The organism is Sorangium sp. So ce119, assembly GCF_051524405.1.
Lineage (GTDB): Bacteria > Myxococcota_A > Polyangia > Polyangiales > Polyangiaceae > Sorangium > Sorangium cellulosum_G.
In genome coordinates, this window is the sequence record NZ_CP150310.1 from 10,251,158 (window position 1) to 10,269,281 (window position 18,124).

Annotated in this window: 10 protein-coding genes; 4 read left to right on the plus strand and 6 right to left on the minus strand. The window is 71.8% G+C overall.

Going from position 1 to position 18,124, the window contains the following annotated elements; translation table 11 throughout:
- The first annotated feature begins 141 nt into the window (after nucleotides 1-141).
- Nucleotides 142-2,637 carry a DNA topoisomerase (ATP-hydrolyzing) subunit B gene (gene gyrB, locus WME76_RS38830; RefSeq protein WP_437957194.1) on the plus strand — a complete coding sequence of 832 codons (2,496 nt, stop codon included), beginning with the start codon at nucleotides 142-144 and terminating at the stop codon, nucleotides 2,635-2,637.
- A 254-nt stretch (nucleotides 2,638-2,891) separates the two neighbouring features.
- Nucleotides 2,892-5,501 (plus strand): ATP-dependent chaperone ClpB, encoded by a 2,610-nt coding sequence (gene clpB, locus WME76_RS38835; RefSeq protein WP_437957195.1) that lies wholly within the window; start codon nucleotides 2,892-2,894, stop codon nucleotides 5,499-5,501.
- A 22-nt stretch (nucleotides 5,502-5,523) separates the two neighbouring features.
- Here the strand turns inward: clpB and WME76_RS38840 are convergent, their stop codons facing one another.
- From WME76_RS38840 to WME76_RS38865, 6 genes are all read right to left on the minus strand, one after another.
- Nucleotides 5,524-6,765 carry a CinA family nicotinamide mononucleotide deamidase-related protein gene (locus tag WME76_RS38840; protein ID WP_437957196.1) on the minus strand — a complete coding sequence of 414 codons (1,242 nt, stop codon included), beginning with the start codon at nucleotides 6,763-6,765 and terminating at the stop codon, nucleotides 5,524-5,526.
- Nucleotides 6,766-6,881: 116 nt separating this feature from the next.
- Complete coding sequence (locus WME76_RS38845) at nucleotides 6,882-7,760, minus strand: formylglycine-generating enzyme family protein (RefSeq protein WP_437957197.1); 879 nt, start codon at nucleotides 7,758-7,760, stop codon at nucleotides 6,882-6,884.
- 28 nt (nucleotides 7,761-7,788) lie between these two features.
- Entirely contained in the window at nucleotides 7,789-9,444 is a 1,656-nt protein-coding gene (locus tag WME76_RS38850; protein ID WP_437957198.1) for a hypothetical protein, read from the minus strand.
- Nucleotides 9,441-10,343 carry a hypothetical protein gene (locus tag WME76_RS38855; protein ID WP_437957199.1) on the minus strand — a complete coding sequence of 301 codons (903 nt, stop codon included), beginning with the start codon at nucleotides 10,341-10,343 and terminating at the stop codon, nucleotides 9,441-9,443. The genes WME76_RS38850 and WME76_RS38855 overlap by 4 nt, the downstream gene beginning before the upstream one ends.
- The gene (locus tag WME76_RS38860; protein WP_437957200.1) at nucleotides 10,340-10,903 is read right to left on the minus strand and encodes a cytochrome c-type biogenesis protein; all 564 of its coding nucleotides are present in this window, start codon (nucleotides 10,901-10,903) and stop codon (nucleotides 10,340-10,342) included. Before WME76_RS38860 ends, WME76_RS38855 begins: the two co-directional genes overlap by 4 nt.
- Nucleotides 10,900-13,431 (minus strand): heme lyase CcmF/NrfE family subunit, encoded by a 2,532-nt coding sequence (locus WME76_RS38865; protein WP_437957201.1) that lies wholly within the window; start codon nucleotides 13,429-13,431, stop codon nucleotides 10,900-10,902. Before WME76_RS38865 ends, WME76_RS38860 begins: the two co-directional genes overlap by 4 nt.
- 328 nt (nucleotides 13,432-13,759) lie before the next feature.
- Here WME76_RS38865 and WME76_RS38870 point away from each other — a divergent pair, with 328 nt between their 5' ends.
- On the plus strand, nucleotides 13,760-15,022 hold the full coding sequence (locus WME76_RS38870) for a LeuA family protein (protein WP_437957202.1): 1,263 nt from the start codon (nucleotides 13,760-13,762) through the stop codon (nucleotides 15,020-15,022).
- Nucleotides 15,023-15,113: 91 nt separating this feature from the next.
- Nucleotides 15,114-18,089, plus strand: coding sequence for a carboxypeptidase regulatory-like domain-containing protein (locus WME76_RS38875; RefSeq protein ID WP_437957203.1), 2,976 nt, complete (start codon nucleotides 15,114-15,116; stop codon nucleotides 18,087-18,089).
- The last annotated feature ends 35 nt before the right edge of the window (nucleotides 18,090-18,124 follow it).

The window sequence follows — 18,124 nt, forward strand, 5'->3', positions numbered from 1 at the left end:
GCCGCGGCCGCGGCCCCGGGTCCCACCCGACGAGCTGCCATCGAGCCGGCCCCTCCCACTGCAAGAACTCCGGCAATCCGAGCGGCCTCCGCCGCTCTGCGCCCCCCGGTGAGAGGCGGCGGGCGCGCCACCAGGACCGAGATGACGGAACCCACCCTGAGCCAGCCGACCGACCTGACCAAGCCCTCGTACGACGCCCACAGCATCACGGCGCTCGAAGGCCTTGAAGCGGTGCGAAAGCGCCCCGGCATGTACATCGGCGATGTGCACGACGGATCGGGGCTGCATCACCTCGTCTGGGAAGCCGTGGACAACGCCGTCGACGAGCACCTCGCCGGCGCCTGCACGGAGATCAGGATCACCGTCCACTTCGACGGCTCGGTCTCCATCGAGGACAACGGCCGCGGGATCCCGGTCGGGATGCACGCGAAGGGCGTGAGCGCGGCGGAGGTCGTCATGACCGTCCTCCACGCCGGCGGCAAGTTCGACAACTCCAGCTACAAGGTCTCTGCGGGCCTGCACGGCGTCGGCGTGAGCGCCGTGAACGCCGTCTCCGAGTGGCTGAAGCTCGAGATCAAGCGCGAGGGGAAGCTCTGGTTCCAGGAGTACGCCCGGGGCGTGCCGAAGGCGCCGCTCAAGGCGATCGGGGTGACGGACAAGACGGGGACGAAGCTCACCTTCAAGGCCGATCCGGTCATCTTCAGCGCGGTCGAGTTCAGCTTCGACATCCTCGCGAGCCGCCTGCGCGAGCTCGCCTTCCTGAACGCCGGGCTCGTCATCCACCTCGACGACCAGCGCCCGGACGGGAGGGCGGAAGCCTACGAGTACAAGGGGGGCATCGCGGAGTTCGTCGCGCTCCTCAACAAGACCAAGGAGCCGATTCACGACGACGTGATCAGCTTCGTCACGCAGCACGAGATCGCCGCCTCGGGCGAGGGCGCGAACGGCCGCGGCAGCGCGGCGCCGCCGGTCGGCGTGGAGGTCGCGCTGCAGTGGAACGGCTCGTACACCGAGGCGATCTTCTGTTACACGAACAACGTCCACAACAAGGACGGCGGCACGCACCTGACCGGCCTCCGCGCCGCGCTCACGAAGACGATCAACAACTACGGGAGCGCGCACAACCTCTTCAAGGAGCTGAAGCAGGGCCTCCAGGGCGAGGACGCGCGCGAGGGTCTGACGTGCGTGCTCAGCATCAAGCACCCGGACCCGTCGTTCGACTCCCAGACGAAATCGAAGCTCGTCTCCAGCGAGGTCAAGGGCATCGTCGAGGCGGTCGTCAGCGACAAGCTCGGGCAGTACTTCGAGGAGAACCCGCAGAGCGCGAAGAAGATCATCGAGAAGGCGGTCGTCGCGGCCAAGGCGCGCGAGGCGGCCCGCAAGGCGCGCGAGGTGATCCGCAAGGGCTCGCTCGACGTGACGTCGCTCTCGGGCAAGCTCGCGGACTGCCAGTCCAAGGACCCGGAGAAGAGCGAGATCTACATCGTCGAGGGCGAGAGCGCCGGCGGCAGCGCCAAGATGGGGCGCGACCGGCACTTCCAGGCGATCCTGCCGCTCAAGGGGAAGATCCTGAACGTGGAGCGGGCGCGGCTCGACCGGATGCTGAGCTCCGCCGAGGTCGGCACGCTGATCACCGCCCTCGGCTGCGGGATCAACGACGCGGGCGGGTTCGAGATCGACAAGCTCCGCTACCACAAGATCATCCTGATGACGGACGCCGACGTCGACGGGTCCCACATCCGGACGCTGCTCCTGACCTTCTTCTTCCGGCAGATGCCGGAGATCATGGAGAAGGGGTATCTGTTCATCGCGCAGCCGCCGCTCTACCGCGTGCGCAAGGGCAAGCGGGACCTGTACCTCAAGGACCAGGCCGCGCTGGACGAGTTCCTCGTGGGCAACGCCGTGGACGGGCTCGAGATCGTCGCCAGCGGCGGGCAGACGGGCATCCTGGGGCAGCCGCTCTACCGGCTGGCGCAGCGGCTGAAGCGCTTCCGCGCGGTGCTGTCCAACATCGACAAGCGCTGTGACGCGCGGATCGTGGCGGCGGTGCTGCGGTCGAGCGGGCTCGGTCGCGACGATCTGCGCGAGACGAAGAAGGTCGCGGCGGCCGCCGACGAGCTCCGGGCGTACCTGAAGCAGCGGTATCCGGACCTGTTCCCGCTCACGCTGGCGACGCCCCGGGACACCGAGCACGGGACGAGCCGCATCGAGGTCGTACCGCGGCCCGGCGCCAGCGCGCGCAGGAGCGTCATCGACTGGGATCTGGTGAACTCGCCGGAGTACCAGGAGGCCTGGTCGATCGAGCAGGACCTCCGATCCATCGGCGCGCCGCCGTACCGGGCGCGCTCGTCGAGCGGCGAGGAGACGATCGAGAACGGCGAGGCGCTCGTCGAGTACATCGAGGAGCGGGGCAAGAAGGGTATCGCGATCAGCCGTTACAAGGGCCTCGGCGAGATGAACGCCGACGAGCTCTGGGAAACGACGATGAACCCGGACGCGCGGACCCTCCTCCAGGTCCGTATCGATGATGCGGTGAAGACGGACGAGCTCTTCACGATCCTCATGGGGGATCAGGTCGAGCCGCGGCGCAACTTCATCGAGCAGAACGCGCTCAACGTGAAGAACCTCGACATCTGACCTGCGCTCGCGGCGCGCGGCGGCGCGCGTCCAATCGAGCGCCGCGCTCGCGGGTCCGTCCACCGCGCCTCGCACGCGATGCGCGGTGGGGGTTGACGCGGCGTCCAGGCTGCATCGATCAGCCGTCGAGTTCGTTCGGCATCTCTGTCGGCATCTCTTCGGCGTTTCTTCGGCGTCTCTTCGGCGTCTCTGGCAAGCCCCTTGCCTGGCCGGGCCCTTGCTAGCGCGGGCACGCGCCTTAGCTTCGGGGTGCCATGAGAATCGACCGAATGACGACGAAGGCCCAAGAGGCCATACGAGAGGCTGTCGACTCCGGCAGCCGCCGGGGCAACCCCGAACTCTATCCCGAGCACCTCGTGCGGGCGATCGTCGGCCAGGACGGCGGCGTCGGCGCTCCCCTGGTGCAGAAAGCAGGCGCCGACCCGGCGGGGTTGGTGCGCCTCCTCGAGGCGAAGATCGATACCTATCCTCGCGTGAGCGGGGGCGCCGAGCCGAACCTGTCGCGGCGCTCGCTCGCGGTCCTGCAAAAGGCCGAGGATGAGGCGAAGTCGCTCAAGGACGACTACATCTCGACAGAGCACGTCCTGCTCGCCGCGACGAAGGTCGACAAGGAGATCCAGTCGATCTTCGAACGAGCGGGGCTCTCGTACGACAAACTCCTCGCCTCGCTCGCGGCCGTGCGCGGGAACCAGCGCGTGACCGATCGGGACCCGGAGGGGAAGTTCCAGGCGCTCGAGAAGTACACGCGCGACCTCACGAAGCTCGCTCGTCAGGGCAAGATCGATCCGGTGATCGGCCGAGACGAGGAGATCCGGCGCGTGATCCAGGTGCTCTCGCGCCGCACCAAGAACAACCCGGTGCTCATCGGTGAGCCCGGCGTCGGCAAGACAGCCATCGTCGAGGGCATCGCCCACCGGATCGTCGCGGGCGATGTGCCCGAGTCGCTCAAGGACAAGACGATCGCGGCGCTCGACCTCGCCGCCATGGTCGCAGGCTCGAAGTTCCGCGGCGAGTTCGAGGACCGGCTCAAGGCCGTCCTCAAGGAGATCGAGGGCTCGAACGGGCGCATCATCCTGTTCATCGACGAGCTCCACACCCTCGTGGGCGCGGGCGCGGCCGAGGGCGCGATGGACGCGGCCAACATGCTGAAGCCCGCGCTGGCGCGCGGCGAGCTGCGGTGCATCGGCGCGACCACGCTGGACGAGTACCGCAAGCGCATCGAGAAGGACGCGGCGCTGGAGCGGCGGTTCCAGCAGGTGCTCGTGTCACAGCCGAGCGTCGAGGACACCATCGCCATCCTCCGGGGCCTCAAGGAGAAGTACGAGGTCCACCACGGGATCCGCATCCAGGACGCGGCGCTCGTCGCGTCAGCGGTGCTGTCGAACCGGTACATCACCGAGCGGTTCCTGCCCGACAAGGCGATCGATCTCGTCGACGAGGCGGCGTCGAAGATCCGCATGGAGATCGACAGCCTGCCCACGCCGATCGACCAGGTCGAGCGCGACCTGCTCAAGCTGCAGATGGAGGAGCAGGCGCTCAAGCGCGAGAGCGACAAGGCGAGCAAGGCGCGCCTCGACGAGGTGCGGCGCGAGATCGCCGAGCTCCAGGGGCAGCGCGACGCGATGCGGGCGCAGTGGATGCGCGAGAAGGAGCTCATCTCCGAGCTGCGGCAGCTCAAGCCGCAGATCGAGGAGCTCAAGCTCGAGGAAGAGCGCCTGAAGCGCGCCGGCGATCTCGGGCGCGCGGCGGAGATCCATTACGGCAGGATCCCGGAGATCGAGAAGAAGCTCGAGTCGATCCGCGCCACCCTCGCGCAGGTGCAGACGAAGCAAAGCTACCTGAAGGAAGAGGTCACCGACGAGGACATCGCGGCGGTCGTGTCGAAGTGGACCGGGATCCCCGTGTCCAAGATGCTCGAGAGCGAGATGCAGAAGCTCCTGCGCCTCGAGGAGGAGCTGCGACGGCGCGTGGTCGGGCAGGAGGACGCGCTCCGCGCGGTGTCGAACGCCATCCGGCGCTCGCGCGCAGGCCTCGGCGACGAGCGGCGGCCGATCGGATCGTTCCTGTTCCTCGGGCCGACCGGCGTCGGCAAGACCGAGCTCGCGCGCGCGCTCGCCGAGATCCTCTTCGACGACGAGCGGGCCATGGTGCGGCTCGATATGAGCGAGTACGGGGAGCGCCACGCGGTGGCCCGCCTGATCGGCGCGCCGCCCGGGTACGTCGGCTACGAGGAGGGCGGCCAGCTCACGGAGCCGGTGCGGCGGCGGCCGTACAGCGTGGTGCTGTTCGATGAGATCGAGAAGGCCCACCCGGACATCTGGAATACGCTGCTCCAGGTGCTCGACGACGGACGCCTGACCGACGGGCAGGGGCACACGGTCGATTTCAAGAACACGATCATCATCCTGACATCGAACCTCGGGACGCCGGCGGCCGCGGCGATCGAGGAGCGCGCCAACCTGCCGGCGGACGAGAAGGCCGAGCTCGTGAGGAGGGCCGTCGTCGAGGAGGTGCGGAAGCACTTCCGCCCGGAGTTCTTGAATCGGCTCGACGATCTCATCGTGTTCCGGCGGCTCGGGCGCGAGCAGATGGAGACGATCGTCGAACTCCAGCTCGATCTCCTGCGAAAGCGCCTGGATCGGCGCGGGCTGCTGTTCACCATCTCGTCCGAGGCGAAGGGCTACCTCATCGAGCAGGGGTGGGATCCGCAGTACGGCGCCAGGCCGCTGAAGCGCGCCATTCAGCGGAGCATCGAGGACGAGCTCGCGAAGCGGATCCTCGGCGGCGAGTTCAAGCAGGGAGACACGGTGCAGATCGACCGCGGGGGAGAGGCGCTGACGTTCACGCGCTCAGCGCCGAACTGACGCGAGTCGGCCCGCGCCCGCGTCAGCGCTCGGGGAGGTTGCCGGCGATGCGGCGGAGGAGGTCCAGGACGGCGTAGGCAGCGCCGAGCTGGACCTCCTCGCGATCCCCCGAGAAGACGCGATCGCGCACGACGAGGCCGCCGGGGTGCGAGACGGCCCAGTAGCAAAGGCCGACCGGCTTGGTCGCCGTGCCGCCCGTCGGGCCGGCGATCCCCGTGACGGAGATGGCGACGTCGACCTCGCAGAGGCGGCGAACCCCCTGCGCCATCTCGGCGGCGACCTCGGCGGACACCGCGCCGTGGCCGCGCAGGGTGTCCTCGGCGACGCCGAGGAGCCGGGTCTTGGCGCTGTTCGCGTAGGTGACCGCGGCGCCGACAAGGTAGTCGCTCGCCGGGTAGCTGGTGAGCAGGTGAGAGATCAGCCCGCCAGTGCACGACTCCGATACGGCGAGCCGCCAGCCACGAGCGCGCACGGAGCGCCCGACCATCTCCGGGAAGGCGTCGTCCCCCTCCCCGTACACGGCCGTGCCGAGCCGCTCGCGGACGTCGGCCGTCGCCCTCAAGGCCAGCTCGTGCGCCATCGACTGCGTGGCGGCGCGGGCGTGGACCTTCACGTCGACCTCCGGGTAATGCACGCGGTAACCGAGCGTGATGCCGGGATAGGCCTCCTCGACGCCCTTCAGGAGCTCGCCCAGCGCGGACTCGGGGAGACCGTAGGTGCGGAGACGCACCTGGAAGGTGTTGTTCGGCGCGGCCGGGCGCACGCGCGGCAGGACCTGATCCGCGAACATGCTCTTCATCTCCCGCGGCACACCCGGGAGGAAGAAGGCCGTCGACTCCCCGAGCTGGACCCCGAAGCCGGGCGCGGTGCCGGACGAGTTCGGAAGGATCTCCGACCCGGCCGGGACCTCGGCCTGCTTCTCGTGGCCCGCGTTCATCGTCTTGCCGCGGCTCTCGACGCGGCGGCGGATCGCGAGGAGCGTGCTCTCGTCGCGCACGAGGTCGGTGCCCGTGGCGCGCGCGGCGGCCCGCACCGTGAGGTCGTCCGTCGTGGGGCCAAGGCCGCCGGTGGCGATCACCAGCCGGTGAGCGCTCGCGAGCTGGCGGACCGCGGCGGCGATGCGGTCGACGTCGTCGTCGACCGTGACGGACTCGCTGACCGTGAAGCCCGCTGCGGTGAGCTCTGCAGCGAGCCAGGCCGCGTTGGTGTTGATGATCTCGCCCCGGGTGAGCTCGGTCCCGATCGAGAGAAGCGCGACAGTCATTGGGACGGACGACTGTAACCCAATCCGGAGCAGACGGAGCGCGTTTCCGGAGTGTTTTGCGGCGAGGTCGCGTCCCCTCCCCCGCCCCGCCCGAGCCCCCGCCGCGCGCTGCCGGCTCAAGGGTCGTAGGCGCACCGGAAGCCGATATCCGGCGCTCGGGTGGATACCGGGAGGAGCCGACGGTTCCAGGTGCGGAGCGCCGCCGCGGCGCCGTCTGCCCACGATCCACCGTGAGTTCCCGACATCTCCAATCCCGGCGGGTCGGGGGTCGCCCACTCGGCGACGTTGCCCGCCAGGTCGAACAGGTGCCCGGCCGCGTGGACGGCGGCGCCGTCGGGGCGCGCGCCGGCGAGCTCCGGGCCTGTCGCGTTCCACCCGCACGGGCCCGCTCGCAAGCCGAAGGCGACGCGCCGGCAGACCGCGCCGGTGTCTCCCCACGGGTACCGCCGGCTCGAGGGCCCCGCCGCGGCGAAGGCGAGCTGATCCCGCGAGGGGAGCGCCCCGCCCGCGAAGGCGCAGGAGCGGGCGGCTTCTTCCACGGTGATCCCCGTCACGGGCAGGCCCGGCTCGCCGCGCAGCGGCAGCGGGGCGCACGCGCCGGCGTCCACGCAGGTGGCGTAACGCTGCTCGGTGACCTCGAACGCGTCGAGCGAGAACGCCGGGACGAACACCTCGCGCGTGTGCGCGTCGACGACGCCCTGCGCCTCCCAGTCGCTCGGCCCGAGGCGCAGCGTCCCGGCGGCGATGCGCACGCGCGCGCTCGGCGCGACGCACCCGCCAGGGGTGAGCGTGAGGCCGGCGCCGCAGCGGCTCGGGGCGCCGGCGCAGCGGCCAGCCTCGAGGCGCTGGCCGTCACCGCAGCATCGCGGGCCGAGCGCGACCATCCCCGGAGCGCAGCGCGCCGGCGGACCGCCGCGCTGGCCGGCGAGCACGGCGATTCCGGCGATCATCAGGAGGGCGACGGCCGCGGAGAGGGCGACCTTCCAGCCAGGCATCGATCCGAGGATCGGTGCTGAGCCCACCTCAGGGGGACGGCGGCGCGTCGGCGTTCGCCTTGAGCGACGCGCCGGCTGCCTTGCGGGAGCCAGCGGCCTTCCCGCGCGCCGGCTTCGCCTCGATCATGGCGACGATGCGCGCGAGCGCGTCGAGGAGCGCCCCCCGGACGCGCTCGTAGGTCTTCGGGCCGACGTCGCCCCGCTTCCGGGCGCGCTCGAGCTCGACGAACTCGTCGAGCAACGCGTCCCGCGCCTCGAGCAGCTCCCGCCGCTCCTCGTCGTCGGCCGCGCGGTCGTCGTCGCGCCGCCGGACCAGGTTCACCGCGGCCCCGCCGATCACGGTGGCGCCGGCCAGGAACAGCGCGATCCACCGGCCCCAGCCCGGCGTCGGCAGCCCGGCGAGCGTGATCTCGATGGTCCTCAGCCCGCCTTCGACGCGGGAGCTTTGCTTCTCGGTGACCAGGATCTTCTTGCCGTCCCGGTTCTGGGTGCGCTGCGCCGCCGGGAAGCCAGCGACGTTCAGCGTCATGGACTTCGACGCCTCGGCCATGACCCGGAGCTGGGCCATGCGCGGCGGCAGCTCGACGCGGATCGTCTGGCGCTCTTCCCGGTTGAACGGGACCTGCCAGCGGAACTGCCCTTCGTGCCGGCCAGGGCTCACCGTGCCGCGCAGCGCCACGCCGGTGCCCTTGGCCTCCTCGACGCGCATGTCGTCCATGGTGTCCGTCTTGCTGAACGCCTTGTAGTCGGGCGGCAGGGCGAACGTCTCGTTGGGCAGCCAGGCGACGCGGCCGAGGTTGTAGACCTGGAACAGCTGCTCGACCGAGATCGAGTCCTGCCGGAGCTGGAGGTAGATGATGCCTTGCGTCCCGACGAGCAGGTTGTTCACGTCCGGCGTGGCCTCGTAGACGTGGAGCACGGCGCGCTTTCCGGCCTCGGCGCCGAGCCCGAAATGCGGCAGCGAGAACGTGGCGCCCTCGCGCGTGACCGAGATGCCGTAGCTCGTGCCGGCGCCGATCGTGAGGTTCTCGAGACGGACGACGCCCGCGTCGTCCGTCTCCCTCGTCACGCGCTCGCGCGAGTCGCCCTTCGTCACCGAGCTCTGAAGGACGTCGATGTCGACCGGGACGCGAGGGACGGGCTGCCCGTCCGCGTCCTGCACCGTGAGCACCACGACGCCGGGCGGAAGCCCCGTGTCGTCCTGGACCGCGTCTTCGGGCGCGTCGAACATGCCTGTCAGCTGCTCCGAAGCGCGCCGCGATGCGGCCCCTCCCGCGGCGGAGCCTCCTACCGGCGGATGGCCGGACGGCAGCTCCTGACCGACCTCGGGGTGGCCCGGCGGCAGCGCGCCGGCGGCGTCGGGCGCGCCCGCGTCCGGCGCGCCAGCCGGCGGGGCCGCGGCGGGGCTCGCGGCGGCGGCAGCGGCCCCGCCGGCTGGCGTGGTCGCGCCCGGCTTCGCCGCCTGCGTGCCGTGCCCGGCGGCTGCGGGCTGCGCCGGAGCGGCCGTCGCCGCTCGGGGCTGCGCCGGAGCCGCGGCCGCCCCGGGGGCGGCGGGTTGCGCCGGAGCGGCCGTCGCCGCTGCGGTCTGCGCCGGAGCGGCCGGCTGCGCCTGCGCGGCCTGCGTCGCGGTCACGCCCAGCGAGGCGATCGCCGCCAGCGCGGTGCACCTGGTCCAGCGCATCACGGCGCCCTCCTGCTCTCGTTCTGGTCACCAGCGACCGCGGCCTCGTCGGTCGCGGCCTGCTCCGAGAGAGGCGCGTCGAGCGCGCACCTCGTCCCGCACTTCTTGCAAAACACGGCGTCTTCGTCGTTCAGCGTGCCGCAGACGGCGCACACGGTCGTGCGCGTCGCCCCGCGGTCGTCCGTCGCCACGGCGTCGTCCGTCGCCACGGCGTCGTCGCGCTCCGCGTCGGACGCGGGCTCCTGGTCGCGCTCCCGCTGCTCCGGCCGACCGGCCTTGACGCGCTTCCGCTTCGCCGGCCTCGGCTCCGCGGCGGCGCCGTCCGTCTCGCTCGCGGCGGCGTCCTCGTCCTGCTCCGGCGCCTCGGGCGCGCCGGCGTCGTCCTGGAGCCCGGCGCGCCGGAGGTGCCTCGCGACGAGCGCGGCGACGTGCTCGCGCCGCGGCTGCGCGTCGGCGTCCAGCAGGCGGAGCAGCCGCTTCGCCTCGGCGCGGTACTTCGCGACCAGCTCGGCGTAGTCCTCCTCGCTGATCTTCCCGACGCTGCGCTCGAACTCCAGGTCCTTGAGCGCCCGCAGCACGGCCTGCTTCTGCTCCTCTTCCGTGCGCGGCGCGCCGATCGCGTACGCGTCGGCGCCGCTCAGCGGCGTCTCCCCGAGCAGCACGCGGAGGCTCGCCCAGAAGATGGCGATGACCGCGACGAGGGCGCCGCCCGCGAGCACGAGGATCGCCGCGGGCGGCCCCGCGACGAGCCCCGCGACCCCGGCGCCCACGAGCGCCGCGAGCGGCACCCCGAAGCGGGCGTAGTGCACGATCTGCCGCTCCAGCGGCGAGTCAGAGCCGCGGCTCACGGTCTCGTGGACCGCGGCCGAGGCGGCGCTCTTGGCAGGGTTTTCGGCGCTCATTCGCGGTCGAGGCTCTTGAGCTCGTCGTCGAGCTTGTCGTCGTAATCGTCGCGCGCGGCGGGGCCAGCGCCCTTCGGGGATCGCTGCGCCGCGGCGGCGCCCACCTCGTCGCTGCGCCGCTTCCAGCGGCGGAGCGTCACGATGACGAGGCCGGCGCCGACCACGATGGCGGTCAGCGGGAAGAGGTAGAGCAGGCGCTGGCTCCCCTTGTTCGGCGGCACCGCCAGCGCCTCCGCGCCATAGAGCTCGGCGTAGGTGGCCTGGATCTGCTCGATCGTGCGCCCCTCCGCGAGCGCGGCGCGGAGCGCGTCCCGGCGCTCGTGCGCGGTGCCGCAGGTGCACGTCCCGAGGGTCTCGCGCGGGCAGCCGCACGTGCAGATCAGGCTCCAGAAGAGCTGCCGCTCGGTGTCGTTCTGGATGCCGACGGTGCCCGTGCGCACCATCCCCTCGCCGAGCTGCTGGCCGTGGGCGAACTCCGGCGAGCGCAGCATGACGACGAGGGCGATGACGCCCGCGACGAGGAGGGTGATGCCGTGGATGAGTTTTCGGGTGCGGCTCATTCGAAGGCTGGCTGCAGCGGCTGGGCAGCGGTCGGGAGGATGGCATCGATCGCGGGCGCCTGCCCGGCATGAACGGTCTCGCCGGCCGCCGGGGCGTGGCCCTCGACGCCGGCGCCGCCGGGCGCGACAAGGGTCGGGCGACCGAACCCTTCCTGGATCGGGTGTCCGTAGGCCTGCGACGGACCGCCGGCGAGCAGGAAGGCGAACACGACGGAGGCCGTGACCGACCCTGCCGCTCGTACATAGCCGAACGCCCCGGCCTCCTCGAGCGCGATGTCGGGCCACATCGCGATGAGCGCGCCGAGGACGAGGATCCCGGCGCCGAACCACATGAACGAGATGAGGTTGTTCACGTGCAGCTGGAACGAGGCGACCTTCGTCTGGGGGTTCGCCATGCCGATGATCACGTAGAGGTCGTTCTTGAGGGTGATGTGCCGGGCGACCTCGGTCGACGGCGCCTCGGGGGTCGCCTTGTAGATGAACTTCGCCGGGCTGATCCGGCCGACCGGCGCGCCGTGCCGCTCGACGTCGAGGTCGGCGAAGACCATCCGCTTCTCGCTGTCGACCTCCATGCGCGGGCCGGCGTAGACGAGGCGATACTCCTCGATCTCCACCGACTCGCCCGGGTGGAGGCTGATCTCCTTGTCGACGCCCCACGCGCGGCCGGCGAACCCGAGGAACATCACCGCGATGCCGACGTGCACGATGTAGCCGCCGTAGCGGCGCCGCGACCTCGCGACCAGGTTGTAGAACGAGGCGAAGAACGACTCGCCCCCGCGCTTCTGCCGCGCCGCGATGCCGCGGGCGAACTCCTGGACGACCACGGCGACGTTGAAGGCGGCGAACGCCACCGTGATGAACGGGTACGTCGACGCGAGCTTGGCGAGCCCGTCGCCGAGCTGGCCGGGGTAGATCGGGTCCACGGCGACGAACGGGGCGAAGCCCACCTTCTTCCCGAGCGTGAGGTGGAGCGCCGCCGCGATCACCGTGGCCAGCACCGGCCAGCGGAAGCTCTTCCGGAAGAGCTCCGGCGACGTCTTCCGCCACCCGAGCAGCGGCGCGACGCCCATGAGCAGGAAGACCACCAGCGCGACCGGCGGGAGCCACATGTTGTAGAACGTCGGCCCGAGCGTCGACTTCTGGTCGAGCAGCCACTCGCTGATGCGCGGCCACACCGTCGCGACCGCGATGAAGATCATGATGCTGAAGAGGCCCCAGTTGTTGAAGAGGAACGCGGCCTCGCGCGACAGCAGCGACTCGAAGTGCCCGTCGCTGCGGAGGTTCCGCAGGCGGTAGAGCAGGAGCCCCGTCACAGCGAGCGTCGCGGGGAGCCCGAGCCACGTGACGAACCACAGCGCGGCCCCGTCCGGGTCCTGGCTCAGGAAGCTCGCCGTGATGTGGACGACCGGGAGCGAGATGACCACCAGGAACACGAGGAAGCTGATGAAGCCCCAGCTGTTGAACGGCGGCTTCGCCTGGCGGGCGAGCGCGGCCTCGAACTGGTCGTCGCCGCGCAGGCGCGGCAGGCGGTAGATGATGAGCGACGCGCACGTCGCGAAGATCACGGCCATGAAGTAGAGGAAGAAGATGCCGATGCCCGACCGCGCGAAGGAGTGGACGCTCGCGATGAGGCCGGAGCGCGTGAGGAACGTGCCGAAGATCGTCAGGAAGAACGTCATGCAGATCAGCGAGACGTTCCACACCTTCAGCATGCCGCGCCGCTCCTGGATCATCGTCGAGTGCACGTACGCGCTCGCCGTGAGCCACGGCAGGAACGCCGCGTTCTCGACCGGGTCCCACGCCCACGGGCCGCCCCAGCCGAGCTCCTCGTAGGCCCAGAGCATCCCGAGCACGTTGCCGATCGACAGGAACAGCCAGGAGAAGAGCATCCACTTGCGCGTGGCGATGATCCACTCGCTGTCGAGCCGGCCCGTGGCGAGCGCGGCGATGGCAAAGGCGAACGGCACCGCCGAGCTCGTGAACCCGACGTACAGGCTCGGCGGGTGGATGATCATGTAGAAGTTGCGGAGCTGGTAGTTCAGGCCGCTGCCGTCGAGGGGCGCGCCGGCGACGCTCGTCTGGAACGGGTTCGTCGAGAACACCATCAGGATCGCGAAGAACATCATGATGCTCATCAGCGTCGCGATGACGTAGGGCTGGAGCTCCAGGTACTTGCGCCGGAGCCAGTAGACGCAGCCTCCCGAGAACAGCGCGGTCAGGAACATCCACCAGAGCAGCGAGCCGTCCTGCCCGCCCCAGAGCGCCGCGATGAGGTACGGCGTGGTCATGGACCTGTCGCTGTACTGGGCCACGTAGGCGATGCGGAAATCGTGGCTGACGAAGGCGTACGCCAGCACGAGCACGGCGAGACCGACGAGCGCGATCGTACCGTACGCGCCGAGCCGCGCCGCCTGGAGCAGCCGCGGCCGCCCGCGCGCCGACGCGAGCCCCACCGCGAACGTGTACGCCGCGGTGACCAGAATGGCGTAGAGGACGCCGGTCCCGAACTCAGGAAGGGATTGCCACATCGTTGTGGGGCCAAGCTTAGGCTTGCCAGGCGCGCAGGGCCAGCGCACCGCAGCGCGCACACGAGCGTTCGCCGCGGTTGCCGGCGCCGCGCTGGCTCATGCGTATCGCCCCCGTCCTGGCGCCGGCGCTTTTTCTGACGGAACTGCACGCGCCGCGCGCGTGTCGCTGCCCGCGCGCAACGCCTGCGTGCAGGGTGACAGAGAGCGCGTTGCAACGTCGTCGCCGTTACGGATTCGCCCTCCTCGCCAGCGCTGTGCGTCATGTCGAGCTCCCCGGAGAAGCTTCGTTTCAGGCTCGGCGTTGCGCGCGGCGCACTATACTCGGAGCATGGCGATCGATCCCGCCGGTACCCGCCCGACCGATCTCATCTACGACTGGAACGAGGTCGGCCGCGTCGGGCGGGTCATTCCGAAGGAGATCGGGTTCTTCGACGAGACCCTGCGCGACGGTCTGCAGAACCCGTCCGTCGCCGACCCGAACATCGAGAGCAAGCTCAAGCTGCTCCACCTGATGGCCAAGATCGGTATCCACGTCGCCGATGTGGGCCTGCCCGGCAGCTCGCAGCGGGCGTTCGAGGACGTGCTCCGGATGTGCAAGGAGGTCGCGGACAACAACCTGCCGCTCCGCATCGCCTGCGCAGGCCGCACGGTCGTCTCGGACATTACCCCCATGATCGAGATCTCCCAGCGCGCGGGGATCCCGGTCGAGATCTACGCCTTCATCGGATCCAGCCCGATCCGGCAGCTCGCGGAGGCGTGGGACGTCGACCTCATCGCGCAGCGCAGCGCCGACGCGATCGACGCGGGGGTGAAGGCCGGGCTGCCGGTGGCCTATGTCACGGAAGACACGACGCGATCGCGCCCCGAGGTGCTGGCGACGCTCTTCAAGGTCGCCATCGACCACGGCGCGTCCCGGCTGTGCCTGTGCGATACCGTCGGGCACGCGACGCCCGACGGGGTGCGCAACGTGATCAACTTCACGCGGGCCATCGTCGCGGGCGCCGGGGCGTCGGTCGGCATCGACTGGCACGGCCACAACGACCGCGGGCTCGCGCTCGAGAACGCGATCTGGGCGCTCCAGTTCGGCGCCGACCGGGTGCACGGCACCGCCCTCGGCATCGGCGAGCGGGTCGGCAACGCCGCCATGGAGCTCATCCTGCTCAACATGAAGCTCCTCGGCCTGCTCGAGCACCAGGACCTCACCCACCTGCTCGAGTACTGCACGACCGCCGCGCAGGCGGTCGGCTGGGAGGTGCCCATCAATTATCCCCTGGTCGGACGGGACGCGTTCCGCACGGCGACCGGCGTGCACGCGGCGGCCATCATCAAGGCGGAGTCGAAGGGCGACGCCTGGATGGCCGACCGGATCTACTCGGGCGTCCCCGCCGGGATGTTCGGGCGGAAGCAGGAGATCTGCGTGGGCTACATGTCCGGCGCCTCCAACGTGAACTACTGGCTCAGGCAGCGGAAGATCGAGCCCTCGAAGGAGCTCGTCGACGCCATCCTGGCCAGGGCCAAGGCCACGGATCACATCCTCGGCGAGGAGGAGATCCAGGCCGTGATCGAGCAGCACCGCGGCCGTCAGGCCTGACCCGGCGCGGCCTCGGCCCGGGCCCGGCCCGCCGCGGGAACGGCCGCGGGACGTTCGGCGTTTCCGCGGATCCGGAGTAGAGATCCAGGCCGTGGCCGAGCAGGACAAGCAACCCGCAGCGGAAGCCGACCGGCCCGAGCGCCGGTCGCGGCTCGATACCGTCCTGGCCGCGATCGCGGCGCTCGTGTGCTTCTTCGCCGCGACGACGCTGCGCGATCTCGGCCCGCGGTACCTGCCGCAGGCGCCGATCCCGGCGCCGCCGGTGCCCGCGTCGGTGGAGGGGCGCGCGGCCGAGCTCACCGCGACCGTGCGCGACGAGCAGGGGCGCCCGCTCCAGGACGCCACCGTGCGCGTCTTCGCGATGCGCGAGGACCGCGCCTACTTCGCCGGAGAGCAGAGGACCGACGCGGCGGGCGAGGCGCGCTTCGCCGGGCTGCCGTCCGGCGAGGCGTGGGTCATGGCGTACGGCGCGGAGCGGGCGCGCGCCTCGACGCGCCTCGCGCTCGAGCCGGGACCGCGCGCCGTGGACCTCGTGCTGCGGCCCGCGAAGGTGCTCGAGGTGCTTGTCGTCGACGACGCGGAGCGCCCGATCGACGGCGCGGAGGTCGCGGTCGCGACCGCCGATCCCCTCCCCTTCGTGGCGACGACCGAAGGAGGCGGCCGCGCCCGGTTCGATCGGCTCGGCGCGACGCCCTACGTCGTGCGCGCGTCGGCCCCGGGGTTCGAGGACACGGTGCGGACCGGCATCGTGCCCGGGCCGGTGCCGCTCCGGCTGCGCATGGACCGGCTCGGCGCCCTCACCGTGCGGGTGGTGGACGCCGAGGGGCAGCCCGCCGACGGCGCGACCGTGCTCGCCGCCGGCACCGGCCTCTGGCCGGCGCGCAGCACGACCACGGACGCGAGCGGCGCCGCGCGGATCTCCGGGCTCCGCGACGGGGTGTACGACCTGAAGGCGCGGCGCGGCGGCGCCGTGAGCGCGACAGCGCTCGCCGTGCCCGTGCGGCGCGGCGAGGGCAAGGAGGTGAAGCTCGTCCTCGGGCCCGGCCGCCACGTGCGGCTCCTCGTCACCGACGGCGACGGCGAGGGCGCGCCGGGCGTGAAGGGCGCCAACGTCGTGCTCGTCGAGCACGGCCTGTCGGCGTTCCCGCTGCACGGCCGCACGGGCGACGACGGGTCGGTGACGCTCGGGCCGATCGCGCCGGGGTACGCGAGCGCGTCGGCCCTGGCGGCCGGGTTCGTGCCGCGCAACGCCGTGGAGGTCGACGCGGGCGCGACCGAGGCCCGCATCCCGCTGCTCCGCGGCGGCGCGATCGTGGGCGAGGTCGTCGACGACCGCGGCTACCCGGTGCCGGGCGCGACGATCGAGGTCGTCGGCGCGGACGCCGAGGGGATGCCCATCGACGAGACCACCGCGATGTCCGCGTTCAGGGACGAGCAGTTCGAGCGCGCCCTGCCCGGCCCGGCGCCGCTGATCCCCGCGGGCGAGCTCGGGGTCATGCCGGGCCCGATCCCCGACCTGCCGCGGGGAGACGTGTTCATCCCGGCCGCGTCGGTGCGGTCGGGCGACCCGTGGGTGACGCGCGCCGACGGCACCTTCCGGGCCGAGCCGGTCACCCCGGGGCGCGTCCACGCCATCGTGCGGCACCCGGAGTACGTCGAGACGCTCAGCGAGGTCGTGACGCTGCCGCCGGGCGGCGAGGCCCACGTGCGCGTGGTGATGCGCCAGGGCGGCCTGCTCGAGGGCCGCGTCCTCGAGGAGGACCGCAAGCCGGTCGCGGGCGCGCGCGTCGAGCTGGCCGCGACGACCGGCTCGCTCGAGCGGGTGACGTACTCGGCCGACGACGGCACGTTCGCCTTCGCGGCGGTCCCCGACGAGGTGCTCGTCTCGGTGTCGCGGCCCGAGTCGCCCGGGGACGTCGTGGCGCGCCTCGTGGTCGAGGTCCCGGAGCGCGACCGCAAGGAGATCGAGGTCGTCCTCCCGAAGGTGCGCGAGGCGGTGGCCATCCACGTGGCCGACGATCGCGGCTACCCGCTCGACCGCGTGGAGGTGCGCGTCCTCTCGCTCGACGTCGCGGTCCCGCTCCGCAAGACGCTCTTCACGGACGACGGCGGCGACGCGCTGCTGGCCGACGCCGCCGGGCTGCCGCTGCGGATCAGCCTCGTGCGCTCCGGCAGGGCGCCGCGCGTGGAGCAGGTCGACGCCGCGCCGAAGGAGCTGCGGCTCGAGATGAGCGGCGCCCTGAAGGCGACGGGCACCGTGACGGGGCGCGGCGGGCGGGAGCGGCTCGAGGGCGCGCGGATCACGCTGTTCTCGCAGACCGGGCCGCGCCGCGCCACGAGCGACGCGGAGGGCGCCTTCACGCTCGGGGACCTCGCGCCGGGCCGGTTCCGCGTCACGGTGAGCCGCGACGGGTTCGCGCCGGCGACGCTGCGGGTCGTGATCGCCGGCGATCCGGATCGCCCGACGGACCTCGGGCGCATCGACCTGTTCGAGGCGGGAGAGGTCGCCGGCGAGGTCGTCGATCAGCGCGGCGATCCGGTCGCGGGGGCCCGCGTGGCGCGCGACCGGGTGCCGACGTACCTGCCGCTCGGCCCGCTGCCGCCGGGCGTCGTGACCACCGACCGGGACGGGCGGTTCCAGCTCGGCGGGCTGCCCGAGGGGACGGCGGTGATCGAGGCGTACAGCGCGGACCTCGGGCGCGCCGAGTCGCAGCCGGTGCAGGTGCGGGCCGGCAGGACGACCGATCGGGTCAGGATCGCGCTGCCGGGGGACGGCGCGCGGCAGGACCCGAAGGGCGCGGGGAGCCTGGCGGTGACGCTCGGCGAGGAGCGCCGGACCGTGACCGTGGTGTCGGTGCCGCCGGGGAGCGAGGCGGAGGAGGCGGGCGTCGAGCCCGGCGATCGGCTGCTGTCCGTGAACGGGGTCGAGGTGCGCTCCCTCGAGGAGGCGCGGCGGCGGCTCACGGGGCCGCTCTCGGAGGACGTCGTGGTGCTGCTCGCGCGCGACGGCGAGCGCGGCGAGGCGCGGTGGCTCACGCGGGTGCGGCGGGAGAAGGTGCGGCGGTAGGCGGCCGGGGCGCCCGGCGGCGGCGCTGGCCGTGC

Coding starts and splice junctions, on each gene's coding strand:
- gyrB (WP_437957194.1), top strand. CDS start 142: ATGACGGAACCCACCCTGAGCCAGCCGACCGACCTGACCAAGCCCTCG.
- clpB (WP_437957195.1), top strand. CDS start 2,892: ATGAGAATCGACCGAATGACGACGAAGGCCCAAGAGGCCATACGAGAG.
- WME76_RS38840 (WP_437957196.1), bottom strand. CDS start 6,765: ATGACTGTCGCGCTTCTCTCGATCGGGACCGAGCTCACCCGGGGCGAG.
- WME76_RS38845 (WP_437957197.1), bottom strand. CDS start 7,760: ATGCCTGGCTGGAAGGTCGCCCTCTCCGCGGCCGTCGCCCTCCTGATG.
- WME76_RS38855 (WP_437957199.1), bottom strand. CDS start 10,343: ATGAGCGCCGAAAACCCTGCCAAGAGCGCCGCCTCGGCCGCGGTCCAC.
- WME76_RS38860 (WP_437957200.1), bottom strand. CDS start 10,903: ATGAGCCGCACCCGAAAACTCATCCACGGCATCACCCTCCTCGTCGCG.
- WME76_RS38865 (WP_437957201.1), bottom strand. CDS start 13,431: ATGTGGCAATCCCTTCCTGAGTTCGGGACCGGCGTCCTCTACGCCATT.
- WME76_RS38870 (WP_437957202.1), top strand. CDS start 13,760: ATGGCGATCGATCCCGCCGGTACCCGCCCGACCGATCTCATCTACGAC.